13 protein-coding genes are annotated in these 12,382 nt (G+C 65.3%); 9 read left to right on the forward strand and 4 right to left on the reverse strand.

The window, feature by feature from the left end:
- Positions 1-146: 146 nt before the first annotated feature.
- The 3 genes from EC912_RS06925 to secB form a co-directional block, all read right to left on the reverse strand.
- Positions 147-3,167, reverse strand: coding sequence for a DEAD/DEAH box helicase (locus EC912_RS06925; RefSeq protein ID WP_132142404.1), 3,021 nt, complete (start codon positions 3,165-3,167; stop codon positions 147-149).
- 141 nt (positions 3,168-3,308) lie between these two features.
- Entirely contained in the window at positions 3,309-4,346 is a 1,038-nt protein-coding gene (locus EC912_RS06930) for an NAD(P)H-dependent glycerol-3-phosphate dehydrogenase (RefSeq protein WP_132142405.1), read from the reverse strand.
- Between the two features lie 3 nt (positions 4,347-4,349).
- Positions 4,350-4,841, reverse strand: a complete 492-nt coding sequence (secB, locus tag EC912_RS06935) for a protein-export chaperone SecB (RefSeq protein WP_132142406.1) — start codon at positions 4,839-4,841, stop codon at positions 4,350-4,352.
- Between the two features lie 295 nt (positions 4,842-5,136).
- On the opposite strand from secB, the gene rpmB reads away from it, so the two are divergent.
- From rpmB to EC912_RS06955, 4 genes are all read left to right on the forward strand, one after another.
- Entirely contained in the window at positions 5,137-5,373 is a 237-nt protein-coding gene (gene rpmB / locus EC912_RS06940) for a 50S ribosomal protein L28 (protein WP_132142407.1), read from the forward strand.
- Positions 5,374-5,385: 12 nt separating this feature from the next.
- Positions 5,386-5,550: a 50S ribosomal protein L33 gene (gene rpmG / locus EC912_RS06945; RefSeq protein WP_132142408.1), complete on the forward strand. Its 165-nt coding sequence runs from the start codon at positions 5,386-5,388 to the stop codon at positions 5,548-5,550.
- A 97-nt stretch (positions 5,551-5,647) separates the two neighbouring features.
- Positions 5,648-6,190 carry a DUF4166 domain-containing protein gene (locus EC912_RS06950; RefSeq protein WP_165973529.1) on the forward strand — a complete coding sequence of 181 codons (543 nt, stop codon included), beginning with the start codon at positions 5,648-5,650 and terminating at the stop codon, positions 6,188-6,190.
- Positions 6,183-6,590, forward strand: a complete 408-nt coding sequence (locus EC912_RS06955; protein ID WP_132142410.1) for a thiol-disulfide oxidoreductase DCC family protein — start codon at positions 6,183-6,185, stop codon at positions 6,588-6,590. Before EC912_RS06950 ends, EC912_RS06955 begins: the two co-directional genes overlap by 8 nt.
- 110 nt (positions 6,591-6,700) lie before the next feature.
- On the opposite strand, the gene EC912_RS06960 is transcribed toward EC912_RS06955, so the two are convergent.
- Positions 6,701-7,894 carry a DesA family fatty acid desaturase gene (locus EC912_RS06960; RefSeq protein WP_132142852.1) on the reverse strand — a complete coding sequence of 398 codons (1,194 nt, stop codon included), beginning with the start codon at positions 7,892-7,894 and terminating at the stop codon, positions 6,701-6,703.
- Between the two features lie 236 nt (positions 7,895-8,130).
- Here EC912_RS06960 and EC912_RS06965 point away from each other — a divergent pair, with 236 nt between their 5' ends.
- The 5 genes from EC912_RS06965 to mutM are packed head-to-tail and all read left to right on the forward strand — an operon-like array spanning position 8,131 to position 12,323.
- On the forward strand, positions 8,131-8,865 hold the full coding sequence (locus EC912_RS06965) for an ABC transporter ATP-binding protein (RefSeq protein WP_132142411.1): 735 nt from the start codon (positions 8,131-8,133) through the stop codon (positions 8,863-8,865).
- Positions 8,862-9,617, forward strand: a complete 756-nt coding sequence (locus EC912_RS06970; RefSeq protein WP_132142412.1) for an ABC transporter permease — start codon at positions 8,862-8,864, stop codon at positions 9,615-9,617. The genes EC912_RS06965 and EC912_RS06970 overlap by 4 nt, the downstream gene beginning before the upstream one ends.
- A complete protein-coding gene (locus EC912_RS06975; RefSeq protein WP_132142413.1) occupies positions 9,617-10,963 on the forward strand; it encodes a GldG family protein in 1,347 nt (448 codons plus the stop codon). Before EC912_RS06970 ends, EC912_RS06975 begins: the two co-directional genes overlap by 1 nt.
- Positions 10,964-11,452, forward strand: a complete 489-nt coding sequence (locus tag EC912_RS06980) for a hypothetical protein (protein WP_132142414.1) — start codon at positions 10,964-10,966, stop codon at positions 11,450-11,452. It abuts the gene before it with no gap.
- Between the two features lie 58 nt (positions 11,453-11,510).
- Entirely contained in the window at positions 11,511-12,323 is an 813-nt protein-coding gene (gene mutM, locus EC912_RS06985) for a bifunctional DNA-formamidopyrimidine glycosylase/DNA-(apurinic or apyrimidinic site) lyase (protein WP_132142415.1), read from the forward strand.
- The last annotated feature ends 59 nt before the right edge of the window (positions 12,324-12,382 follow it).

Here is a 12,382-nt window from a genome sequence, read left to right on the forward strand (position 1 = left end):
CCAACAGGGCAAGGAAGCCGGATACCCACATCCGCAAGCTCGATCTTCGGGCTGCGGATGCAACCTTCATCCTTACCGCTCCGTAGGCTTTCGCGCGCAGGCGCGCTCCCACAGTGTCACGGTCGCGGCAGAACTGGTGGTAGCTATTACTGCGCCGGCGCCAGCAGCGCGTCCAGGTCGCTTTCGTCGAAGCTGAGCCTCTCGCGACTGCCGCCGCCTTCGAGGACGGCTTCCGCCAGCTCCGCCTTACGCGCTTTCAGTTCTTCGATGCGCTCTTCCACCGTACCCGCCGTAATAAGGCGATACACGAAGACCGGCTTGTCCTGGCCGATGCGATGCGCGCGGTCGCTGGCCTGCGCTTCGGCCGCCGGATTCCACCACGGGTCGTAGTGAATAACCGTGTCCGCCGCGGTGAGATTGAGACCCACGCCGCCTGCCTTCAGCGACAGCAGGAACATCGGAACCTCCCCGTTCTGGAACCGCTCCACGGGTTCGGCGCGATCGCGCGTTTCGCCGGTGAGCATCACGTAACTCAGGCGACGGCGATCGAGCTCGACCGCGATCAGCTTCAGCATTTCCGTGAACTGACTGAAGAGCAATACACGTCGCCCCTCGGCGAGCAGCGCGGGCAGCATGTCCATCAGCAATTCGAACTTCGCCGATTCGCGCACGCCACGCGCCGCTTCCAGTTTCACGAGTCGCGGATCGCAGCACACCTGACGGAGCTTCAGCAGCGCATCGAGTACGACAATGCCGCTGTGCGCGATGCCGCGTTGCGCGATGACTTCGCGCAGTTCTTCGGCCAGCGAAAGACGCAGGCTTTCGTAAAGATCGCGCTGACGCGGCTCCATCACGACGCGTCTCGTGATTTCCGTTTTCGCCGGCAACTCGGAGGCCACCTGACCCTTCGTGCGGCGGAGGATGAAGGGCGCGATGCGCCGGTTCAGCCGCTCCTGGCAGTCGACATCCTGTTGCCGCTCGATAGGCACGCGGTAGTGGCGCCGGAATGCGCCCTCGTCGCCCAGCAGACCCGGTACGGCGAGATCGACCTGCGACCATAGTTCGCCGAGATGATTTTCAAGCGGCGTGCCGGTAAGGCACAGACAGCGCGGCGCCTGCAGCGCGAGCAACGCGCGACGCGCCTGCGTGCGCGGGTTTTTTACCTGCTGCGCTTCGTCCAGCACGACCAGCGCGAACGATTGTTTCTTGAGTGCGTCGACATCGCGCGGAAGCAACGCATACGTCGTGAGAATGACGTCGTGCTCCGCGATACGCGTGAAGGTTTCGGCGCGCTGCGGTCCGTGCAGCGCCAGCAGACGGAGGTCGGGCGCGAACCGCGCAACTTCGGCCACCCAGTTGGGAACGAGACTTGTCGGCACCACTACCAGTGCCGGCGAATTCAGCGAACCGCTTTCCTTCAGCGCGAGCAGATGCGTGATGAGCTGCAACGTCTTGCCCAGGCCCATGTCGTCGGCGAGGACGCCACCGGTACCAGCTTCGGCAAGCGCGTTCATCCAGCGCAGGCCGTCGCGTTGATACGGGCGAAGCTCCGCGCGCAGACCCGCGGGCACCGCATCGCTGGCGCGCTCGGCCGCTTCGCGCAGACGGCGCGTGAAACCGCGCAATCGCTCGGGCGCTTCGAAGGAACCGCCGGACGGCAGCGCCTGAACCAGTTCTTCCAGACGCCCCGCCTGCACGCGCGGCAAATGCAGCTGCTGACGCGGGCGCTCGAGATATTCCGCCAGCGGCGCGAGCAGGCCGCGCAGCTCCTTCAGCCGGACGGGCACGCGACGTCGTTCGTCGACCGGGGCGTACCACACCGAGTCCTCGGCCTCGTTCGGCGCGGGGCTCAGGCTGAGCTGATTTTCGGCCAGCGCCTGGGCCACGGCGGGAAGCAGGTTGACGCGCTGCCCTTCGACCTCGATACCGATTTCCAGATCGAAGGCCTGGTCTTTATCGTCTTCGGCGGCGCGGCCATACCAGCGCACGGGGCCTTCGAGCACTTCGAACGGGAAACTCGGCGCGTACTCCAGCACGAAGCCGTCGGCTTCCAGCTTCGGCCGCAGCGCGAGCCATCGCGCCGGCGTGTTGACCTCCAACGCGCCCGCGTAGCCCTTACCCGGAAAGAGCCACGCATCGTCGGGCAACGTGTCGGCCATGTCCCAGGGCAGGCCTTCCGTATCCACGGCGGGATTAAGGCCGGCGGTCTCCAGATGCTCCATGGAGGCGAGCTCTTCCGCGCGGCGGCGCGTGATTTCGAGCAATGTTCCGTTCCGTATACGCCGCACCAGCGGCTCGCCGCCACGACCGGGCAGGCGCTCGCCCGCATAGTCGAAGGCGAGACGACCGTATGCCAGCGGCGGCGTACCGGCCGCCAGGCGCGCGTGACGGGTGAGCGCATGCAGCACGAGGACCGGCCGCGGCGAAAGCTCGGCGCGCCGCATGTCTTCGAATACCTGGGGGGCCGGCATGCGCGCGGCGAGCGGCGTGCTCGCCAGGGTGCTGCGGAAAATGCCGCTGTTTTCGGGCGGCAGCGGCGGCAGGTCGAGCCACTCGCTTTCCTCCCTGGCACCTTCCAGCTGACCGACTTCGGCGTGCTCGGCGTCGAGGAACCATAGCGCCCCCACGCGGAGCAGGCGCTGGCTGTGCGGGACGACGGGCAGCAGCTTCTGACTGCCGTCGTTCTCCAGATGCCAGCGCCAGCTCAGCGGATGCGACTTGCCGCGCGACAGGTGCAGCCCGGCCACGCCGCCGAAGAAGCATGGCGCCGTGTCGAGGATTTCGGTAAGCAGGGAATCGCCCAGCGACCCGGCGAACCGGGCATAGCTACGACTCTTGCGCAGGGTTTGCGGCAGCCCCAGCACCGTGGCGGCAAGACGCTGCTCGGAAGCGCTGAGCGATGCGTGCAGCAAGTGCTTGCTGTCCAGCGGCGTCGGCCGCGTATAGCGACCTTCCGCGCTGACGGTAAGCAGGACCGGAGCGACGTCCAGATGGGCCGACGGCTCGTGGGCGTCGTTGACGGCCTCGAGGAAGAAGCCCAGGACGACCCGATCGGACGAACGCACCTGTGCCGACGCGTCCAGCGCCCGGCGCCATGCCACAGGTAGCGATTCCGCCTGTCCGGCCGAAGCCTCGAAGCGACTCCGTTTGTCGTCCGGCTGGTGCATCCGTTTCGATCCGCCTGCGCGACCAAAACAAGAAGCTTAGCAGGGGCGGACGTCAAGCCTTGTAGGACTATTTCCTGTTTTGGCACATCCGGACCGGCACGGTTCAGCGACGCGGGCAAGCCCTGCGTCGCCAACGGACGATCAGGCCGGCGAGGCGCCGAACAGATTGGCCGGATATTCCGGTTTGCGCTCGCGGGCCATCAAGGCGCGCAGCCCTTCTACCGGCGTGACCTCGCCATGCAGCACGGCCCGGACCCCCGCCGCGATGGGCAGGTCGAGCTGGTGCTTGGCGGCGAGACGGGCCACTTCGTCGGCGGTGACCACGCTTTCGACCACCTGGCCGATCTCGCGGACAGCCTGGTCCAGCGGAATGCCCCGCCCAAGAGCGAGACCGAGCCGGCGATTGCGGGACAGATCGCCCGTACAGGTCAGGACGAGGTCACCCAGACCGGCCAGACCCATGAGGGTTTCCGCCCGGGCACCGAGGGCCACACCGAGGCGCAGCATCTCGTTCATGCCGCGCGTGATGAGGCCGGCGCGGGCATTGAGGCCAAGTTCCATGCCGTCCGCGACACCCGTCGCGACGGCCAGCACGTTTTTCATGGCGCCACCGAGCTCCGCACCCAGGATGTCGCTACCGGTGTAGGCGCGAAAATTCGGTGCGTGGAGCATCGTGGCGAGCAACTGCGCGAAGTCCGCGTCGTCCGAATGGACGGTAACCGCGCTGGGCAGGCCCGCCGCCACTTCACGGGCGAACGACGGCCCGGTCACCACGGCCGCCGCACGGCCCGGGAGCTTTTCCTGCACTACTTCATGCAGGAAGCGGCCGGTTCCCGTCTCGAAACCCTTGGTTGCCCACGAGATCGATGCACCGTCGTCCAGCAGTGGCTTGATCTCGTCGAGCATCGACGCGAAGGCGTGACTGGGAACGACGATAAGCACGACGCCGGCACCGCGAAGCACGGTGGCCAGATCGGGCTCGTAGGTCAGCTCGGCCGGCAGGTCCAGGTCCGGCAGATAGCGGGCATTCCGCCCGGTTTCCGCCATGGCGGCGAGGGCAACGGCATCGCGCCCCCACAGCCGAGTGGGCACGTCGTTACGCGCCAGCAGCGCGGCAAGCGCCGTGCCCCAGGAGCCGGCGCCGAGAACGGCGACGACCGGATGATCGGGCGTTGTCATCGATCAGCTATTGAGCGTGCGGGTCTCTTCGGCGCCGGTACCGCCATTCTGCTGGGCGGCGTAGAGCGCATCGAAGTTGATCGGCTGCAGGAGGAACGGCGGGAAGCCACCTTCCTGAATCATCGACGACACCATCTGACGGGCGTACGGGAACAGCAGGTTCGGGCAGTAGCTGCCGAGGATGCCGTCGCGATCTTCGTCGGTGAAACCACCGATGCCGAAGATACCGGCCTGGTGCACTTCGGCCAGATACGCGGTGCGCTCGCCGAGGTTGCAGGTAAGCGTCAGGCTGAGGACCACTTCGAACGTGTCGTTGCCGAGGTCGACGGCCTTATGGCCCAGATTCAGCTGGACCTGAGGCTGCTGCTCGTTCTCGCCCATTTCCTGGAAGACCTGGGGCGCGTTCGGTGCCTCGAACGACGCGTCCTTTACGTAGATCTTCTGCAGCACGAGCTGCGGCTGGCCTGCCTGGCCGTTTGCGTTGATCTCTGCCATGCGCTTACCCCTTAAGAATGGAAGCTTTTATGAATGAAAGACGGATATACGAAAGACGTCGATTGTTTCATAGAACCCTTGCTGCCGCACAGCCCCGGGTTGCGTCCGGACGTCGGATTCTGCGAGAATGCCCGGCTCCCCTATGCCGACCCGATCCCTCGGGCAAGTCCGCCACGCGATGCGGGCCTTACGGCGAGGACGCTTTACCCCCTCCAGCCATCGCGTGGCGACCTGTTCGCCGCTGGGCCGATGCCACCCTGGCCAAAGGGTGGTCAAACGAATTACGGAGGTCATCATGGCCCGTAGATGCCAAGTAACGAACAAGGGTGTGCAGACCGGTAACAACGTCTCGCACGCTAACAACAGGACCCGTCGCCGCTGGTTGCCGAACCTGCACGAGCGCCGCTTCTGGGTTGCCAGCGAAAACCGCTGGATCAAGCTGCGCGTTTCCAATCACGCGCTGCGCACGATCGACAAGAAGGGCATCGAGGCCGTGATCGCCGACCTCCGCGCCCGTGGCGAGAAAATCTGAGGAGCATGAGACATGGCTGGTAAGCGTGATAAGCATCGCCTGATTTCTTCCGCGGGTACGGGTCACTTCTACACCACGGATAAGAACAAGAAGAACATGCCGGAAAAGATGGAATTCATGAAATATGATCCCGTCGTCCGGAAACACGTGCTGTACAAGGAAGGCAAGATCAAGTAATCGCCCGGCGATTCGATCTTCGAAAAACCCGCCCTCGTGGCGGGTTTTTTGTGCCGATGCGGGACCATCGGGGTCTGCGCATCAGGGACAGCCTTACATGTCACCCGGCCTTTTCCAGTCACTCATAGGCGACGAAATCTGGGCCACGCTGCCCGCGCCGGTTCGCGATTTCCATGGCGACGACCGCGACCTGAGTGCGCGCGGCGACAGCATCGTCGATGGCTCGACGAAGCGCCTGGCGGCACTGGTAAGACGCGTTTCAGGCCTGCCCGCGCCAGGCTCGTCCGCTGCCCTCGATTTCCAGCTGCATCGCGAACATCTTCTAGAGCACTGGACCCGCCGCTTCGCCACCCGCACCATGCGCTCGATCATCGACCGCTCGTCGCGTCACGACGGTTGCCTGCGCGAACGCCTGGGGCCCGCCACGCTGCATTTCGAACTGGTCGTCGAAAATCGGGCGATCGTCTGGCGACTGCGCTCAATGCAGGTACTTGGCATCGGACTTCCGCCCTCGTGGTTGCGCGGCATCAACGCCCGCAGCTCGGCGGAAGGCGAACGCTACCGCTTCGAAACCCACGCAACCCTGCCACTGATCGGCCTGCTCGTCGCCTACCGCGGATGGCTGGAACGCCATGACTGACCAGCACATTATCGTCTTCGACGGCGTATGCCTGCTCTGTAGCCGATGGGTACGCTTCATTCTGAAGCACGACCATCATGCGCACTTCCGCCTGGCAGCCATGCAGACGGCGACCGGCAAACGACTGCTCGAAGAACACGGGTTGGATCCGGCCGATCCCGCATCGTTCCTGCTACTGGAAAGCGGTCGTGGCTATACCGACACGGACGCGTTGGCGCGCATTCTCGTGCAACTCGGCGCGCGTCGCTGGAAAGTGGCCGGATGGCTGATCGCCGTAACACCACGATTCGCACGTGACCTCGCGTATCGATTCGTCGCGCGTCACCGCTACCGAATCTTCGGCAAGAGCGACACGTGCCTGCTTCCGGCCGCCGACGACGCTTACCGTTTCCTGGACTGATATCAACGCGTGCGCTTTTTTTGTTTTTTGTAGGAGCGCGCTCCGGCATGTCCAGGGTAAAAAAAAGCCCGCCACGAAGGCGGGCTTTCGATCTTCCGGAGGAAGGCGCTTTACGCGCCGACCGCCGAGTACCCCTTCAGGCGCTGCGCGAACTGCTGAAGCGAACGGATGCCGCTCTGCTCCGCTTCGACGATCCACTGCTGGAGCGCCTTCAGTGCGTTGTCCGCACCGCGCTGCTCCATCAACGCCACCAGACGGGCGCGGAATTCGCAGACGGTGGTCAGCGTCGGACGCTTGGCCATGACGGCCTGCAGGCGCTCGCGACCTTCGTGATCCAGCCAGCGGCCACCATCGGCCAGTGCGCGACGCATGCGACGCGGGACTGCCTTCATGTTCTCGCCAGCGTGGCCGACTTCCTCGCGCATCGTCGGAAGAATGACGTCGCGGTAGTAGTCGGTCGTAGCCTGGAAGCGAAGCGCAAGCACGCCCTTCAGCGTCTCGGCATCCGGCAGGTGCACGTTCGGACGGATGTTCAGCGTCGGCGCGACACGCAGTACCTTCGCCAGACCAACCGCACGCAGCGTGCAGATCGCAGCCCAGCCAATGTCGAATTCCCACTTGCGCAGGGCGAACTTCGCCGAACTCGGGAACGCGTGGTGATTGTTGTGCAGTTCTTCGCCGCCGATCCAGAAACCCCACGGCGAAATGTTCGTCGCGGTGTCGGAGCTTTCGAAGTTGCGGTAACCCCACCAGTGACCGATGCCGTTGACGAAGCCGGCGGCCCAGAACGGGATCCAGATCATCTGGATGGCCCAGATCGCCAGACCCGCCGCACCGAAGAGCGCGAGGTCGATGAATGCCATCAGCGTCGGACCCCAGTACGGATGACCGCCGAGCAGCTTGCGCTCGATCCAGTCGCCCGGGGTGCCGCGGCCGTACTTCTCCATGTCGGCCTTGTTGTAGCTGGCTTCGCGGTACAGCGAGACGCCGTCCCAGAACACCTTCTTGATGCCGTAGACCTGCGGGCTATGCGGATCTTCCTCGGTCTCGACCTTGGCGTGGTGCTTGCGGTGAATCGCAACCCATTCGCGCACGACCATGCCCGTCGTCAGCCAGCCCCAGAAACGGAAGAAACCGTTGAGGGTCCAGTGGAAGTCGACGCCGCGATGGGTCTGGCTGCGGTGGTAGTAGAGCGTCACGGTAAAGATCGTGAGCTGCGTCACCACGAGCAGGTAGACCAGCATGCTTACCCAGCTTGCGCGGGTGAGCCCATTGGCCAGAAAGTCGAGCAGGGAATCGAGCATGTAGGCGATAACCACGCGAGTAAGAAAAGGAATCGTGCTCACGCAGTCTACACGGGCCGCTTCCATACCCACCAGCACGGTCTGCGGCCAAATGTGAAGAGGTCGGTTGTATGAAAACGGGGCGGCCGCGACAATCGCCGGATGACCCGAAACCCGCACGTTCATATTGCCGTCGCCGGCTATCCCGATAAGGGACCGATGCACGCACGTTGCCCGCTGTTCGGCGACGAACGCGCATGACGGCAACCAGCTTGCTGAACATCTCGGGGGTTTCGAGGCAACGGGCGGGTCGGGCCGCCGTTTCCGACCTCTCCCTGATTCTGAATCGCGGCCAAGTACTCGGTCTTCTCGGAGTCAATGGCGCGGGCAAATCGACGACCCTGGCGATGCTTGCCGGGGCCCTCAGGCCGGATCGGGGTTCCATCCTGCTCGACGGCCAGGACTTCGTGGCCTCTCCGGAACTGGCTCGCCAGACGATCGGCTGGCTGCCGGAAGCCGCGCCGCTATGGCCAGAACTGTCGGTGGACGAACATCTGATGGGCTTCGCCACGCTGCGCGGCATGACCCGGCGCGATGCACGGCGCGCCACGGATGCCATCGTCGAACGGCTTCAGCTCGGCGAATTGCGCCGACGCCTGGCAGGCGTACTGTCCCAAGGGCAGCGCCAGCGGCTCGGACTGGCCTGCGCACTGGTTCACGACCCGGCGCTGCTTATCCTCGACGAACCGGCCAACGCGCTCGATCCCGTACAGGTCGGCGAGTTGCGCAAGCTGGTGCGCGAACGCGCGGCCGCAGGCTGCGGCGTGATCCTGTCGACCCACGTACTGGGCGAAGTGACGGCGGTCTGCGATCGCGTCGCCATCCTCCACGAAGGCCGTCTGCGCCACGACGCCGCGCTGCGCGACGACGCGGACGGCCACATACTGGAATCTACCTTCTTCGCTATCGCGACGGGAGCCTCCGCCGCATGAGCATCCGTGCCGTTACCCGCCTCGAACTCCGGCGACTTCTCGTACGTCCGATGGCATGGGCGCTCGCCGCGCTCGCCATCGCCTGGCTAGCCTGGACCTACGTGCTGTCGCTGGGCAATTTTCTCAACGTGCAGGTAAAGCTCGCCGCACTGGCCGATGCACCGGGCTTCACCGATCTGGTGTCGGTGCCGCTGCTGGCCGAGCTCATCAAGCTGGCGTTCCTCGTCGTACCGTTGCTGACGATGTCGCTGCTGGCCGGCGAACGCCGTGCCGGCACCTTGCCGTTGCTGGCCTCGACGGGCATTGCGCCGTGGAAGCTGATCGTCGGCAAATATCTCGCCGTACTCGCATGGCTTGCCGTGTGGCTGATCGCGACGCTCGCCATGCCGCTGGTACTCGCCGGATCCACCTCGCCCGACTGGGGCAAGCTGGCCGCCGCGACGCTGGGTACCGCCCTGACCCTGGCCACGCTTGCCGCGATCGGCATCGCCTGTTCGGCGGCCACCGGCTATCCCGCGATCGCCGCGGCGCTGGCGCTGATCGTCACCTTGCTGCTGTGGACCGTCGATCGCGGTGCGCAGGCCGCCGGCGTGAGTGGCGGATTCCTGGAATGGCTGACGATGAGCACGCACCTGCAGAACCTGCTGCGCGGCCTGGTGACCAGCCCCGACCTGATCTGGTTCGCGCTCGCGATCGCCCTTCCGCTGATCCTCGCCGCGCGACGCCTGTCGGCCGACCGGGAGCGTCACTGATGCGTCGTTTCGATCGCTGGTTCGTGCTTCTCGCCCTGATTGCCGCCACCGGCTGCATCGGTTATCTCAGCACCCGGCACGTATGGGTGGCGGACTGGACGCGCGGCGCACGCGCGAGCCTTGCGCCGGAAAGCGTCGCGGTGCTGAAAAAACTCGACGGCCCGGTCGATGTCGTGGGGTATCTCTCGTCGGCGGGCGATCTGCGGGAACAACTCGCCGCCATCGTCGAGCGCTATACGCGCGAGAAAGGCGACCTGACCCTCCGGTTCGTCGATCCGGACATCGATCCGGCCGCCTCGCGGCAGCTCGGCATCACCGGCGACGGCGCCTTGCTGCTACGTCACGCCGGACGCGAAGAACGCGTGGAAAGCCCGGTCAACGAACGCAGCTTCAGCAACGCGCTGGAACGTCTCGCGCGGGGCGGGGAACGCGTCGTGGCATTCGTTTCCGGCGATGGCGAACGCCAGGCCGACGGCAAGGCGAACGCCGACCTCGGCATGTTCATGCTGCAACTGGAACGTCGCGGCGTGCGTGCGGTGCCGCTCAATTTCACCCAGGTCATGGGCGTACCCGAGCACACGGACCTCGTGGTGCTCGCCAGCCCAAGCGCGCCCCTGCCCGATGGGGCCGTGCGCGCACTGGTCGACTATGTTCGCGGTGGCGGCAATATCCTCTGGCTGACGGAGCCCGGCGAAGACAACCTGGGCACGGGACCGCTTGCCGACGTGCTTGGGGTCCGCGTTCTGCCGGGCGTTCTGGTGGATGGTCAGGGTTCCGCGCTGGGCCTTCAGGACCCGCGCCTGATTACGTTGGGCGATTACCCGTTCCATGCTGTCACTCATGGCTTCCGCCTGACCACGCTCTTCCCGCAGGTGGCGGCGCTGGCCCAGGTATCCGACCACGACTGGGCCGTCGTGCCCTTCCTCCGGTCGGGCGATCGCAGCTGGACGGCCTTCCACGGCATCGACAACGACAAACCCTCGACGATCCGTTTCGATCCCGCCGCCGGCGAACTCAAGGGACCGCTGGATTTCGGCTTCGCGCTGAACCGGCTATCGCCGCGCCCCGACCGTAGCGAACAACGCGCGATGATTGTCGGCGACGGCGACTTTCTTTCGAACACGTTCGTCGGCAACGGCGGAAACCGCGCACTGGGCGAGCGCATGTTCGACTGGCTACTCGGCGACGACGTACTCGTCGACCTGCCGTCGCGTGGTGCACCGGACCGCGTGATCCGTCTGTCGCAGGACGCGCTGAATATGCTCACGCTGGGCTTCCTGATCGCGCTGCCCATGCTGCTGCTTGGCGCCGGGGCGTTCATCGCCTGGCGACGCCGGAGGCGCTGAGTGAATCGCGAACTGCGCCTCCGTCTGATCGGTGCGCTGGGCCTGTTCGGCCTGCTGGCCGCCGTGGCCTGGCAATGGCGCGCCGACGAAAGGGATATTCGCGAACACACGCTGCTTTCCATCGATCCGGCGACCGTCGACCGCGTGGACGTGGCGATCAAGGGACTTCCGCCACAACACTTCGAGCGTCACGATGGCCGCTGGAGCAGCGATGCGGCGCTTCACGACGACGTCGGTCGCATCGAAGAACTGGCCTCCCTCGCCGCCGCGCCTGTCACGACATGGAAGGCCGCGAGCGATTTCGTCCCCGCAAAGATCGGCCTTTCCCCACCCATCGCCGTCCTGACGCTCAACGACCAGCGCATCGAGTTCGGCGAAATGACCGCACTGGGCAAGCAGCGCTACGCGAAGGTGGGCGACCGCATCGCGTTCGTCCCCGCCCAGGCCCTGCCAAGGGCGCCCCGCAGCGCGTCGCTGCCGGCGCAATAGCCCGCTCCTACACAAAAACGATATTGCGCCACGGGGTTACAGGCTCCATCTTGCGCATATGCCCGAGCTCCCCGAAGTCGAAACTACGCGTCGCGGTATCGCGCCGCACATCGAAGGCCGTCGCGTCAGCGGCGTCGTGCTGCGCCGGCCCGATCTGCGCTGGCCGATTCCCGAAGAAATCGTCACCCTGCTTCCCGGGCAGATCGTCGAAGCCGTGGAACGACGGGCGAAATACCTCCTGCTGCGCACCGCCATCGGTAGCGCCATGGTGCATCTGGGCATGTCCGGCGTGCTGCGCGTGCTGCCTTCGGATGTACCCCCCGGCAAACACGATCATGTCGACATTGCATTCGACTCGGGCCAGCTCCTGCGCTTTACCGACCCGCGCCGTTTCGGCTCGCTGCTCTGGCAGCCCACCGGCGAAACCCACGAACTGCTTGCCGCACTCGGCCCCGAACCGCTCACGGAAGCTTTCGACGGCGATGTGCTCTGGCATCTGTCTCGCGGACGCGTCGCCGCTGTGAAGACATTCCTGATGGATAACGCCGTCGTGGTGGGCGTGGGAAACATCTACGCGAGCGAGGCGCTGTTCGCCGCGGGCATCGACCCGCGACGCGCAGCGGGCAAAGTGTCCAGAGAGCGCTACGCCCGCCTTGCCATCGAAGTCAAACGTATTCTCGCTCATGCGATCACGCGCGGCGGTACGACATTACGCGACTTCCTGAGTCCCGACGGGGCGCCGGGCTACTTCTATCAGGAACTGTTCGTCTATGGGCGTGCAGGCGAACCGTGCAAGGTCTGCGGCAGCACGATCCGCTCCGTCGTGCTCGGGCAACGGGCGTCCTTTTTCTGTCCCGCGTGTCAGCGATGACCGACACACATACCCGGCAACACCCTGGTCAATGACACGTCTTTCGCCGGGAGAGTCGT

Source organism: Luteibacter rhizovicinus (genome assembly GCF_004342265.1).
Classification (GTDB): domain Bacteria; phylum Pseudomonadota; class Gammaproteobacteria; order Xanthomonadales; family Rhodanobacteraceae; genus Luteibacter; species Luteibacter rhizovicinus_B.

Excerpts from the sequence above, each read along its gene's own strand:
- EC912_RS06925 (WP_132142404.1), bottom strand. The coding sequence starts at position 3,167 with ATGCACCAGCCGGACGACAAACGGAGTCGCTTCGAGGCTTCGGCCGGA.
- EC912_RS06930 (WP_132142405.1), bottom strand. The coding sequence starts at position 4,346 with ATGACAACGCCCGATCATCCGGTCGTCGCCGTTCTCGGCGCCGGCTCC.
- secB (WP_132142406.1), bottom strand. The coding sequence starts at position 4,841 with ATGGCAGAGATCAACGCAAACGGCCAGGCAGGCCAGCCGCAGCTCGTG.
- rpmB (WP_132142407.1), top strand. The coding sequence starts at position 5,137 with ATGGCCCGTAGATGCCAAGTAACGAACAAGGGTGTGCAGACCGGTAAC.
- rpmG (WP_132142408.1), top strand. The coding sequence starts at position 5,386 with ATGGCTGGTAAGCGTGATAAGCATCGCCTGATTTCTTCCGCGGGTACG.
- EC912_RS06950 (WP_165973529.1), top strand. The coding sequence starts at position 5,648 with ATGTCACCCGGCCTTTTCCAGTCACTCATAGGCGACGAAATCTGGGCC.
- EC912_RS06955 (WP_132142410.1), top strand. The coding sequence starts at position 6,183 with ATGACTGACCAGCACATTATCGTCTTCGACGGCGTATGCCTGCTCTGT.
- EC912_RS06960 (WP_132142852.1), bottom strand. The coding sequence starts at position 7,894 with ATGCTCGATTCCCTGCTCGACTTTCTGGCCAATGGGCTCACCCGCGCA.
- EC912_RS06965 (WP_132142411.1), top strand. The coding sequence starts at position 8,131 with ATGACGGCAACCAGCTTGCTGAACATCTCGGGGGTTTCGAGGCAACGG.
- EC912_RS06970 (WP_132142412.1), top strand. The coding sequence starts at position 8,862 with ATGAGCATCCGTGCCGTTACCCGCCTCGAACTCCGGCGACTTCTCGTA.
- EC912_RS06975 (WP_132142413.1), top strand. The coding sequence starts at position 9,617 with ATGCGTCGTTTCGATCGCTGGTTCGTGCTTCTCGCCCTGATTGCCGCC.
- mutM (WP_132142415.1), top strand. The coding sequence starts at position 11,511 with ATGCCCGAGCTCCCCGAAGTCGAAACTACGCGTCGCGGTATCGCGCCG.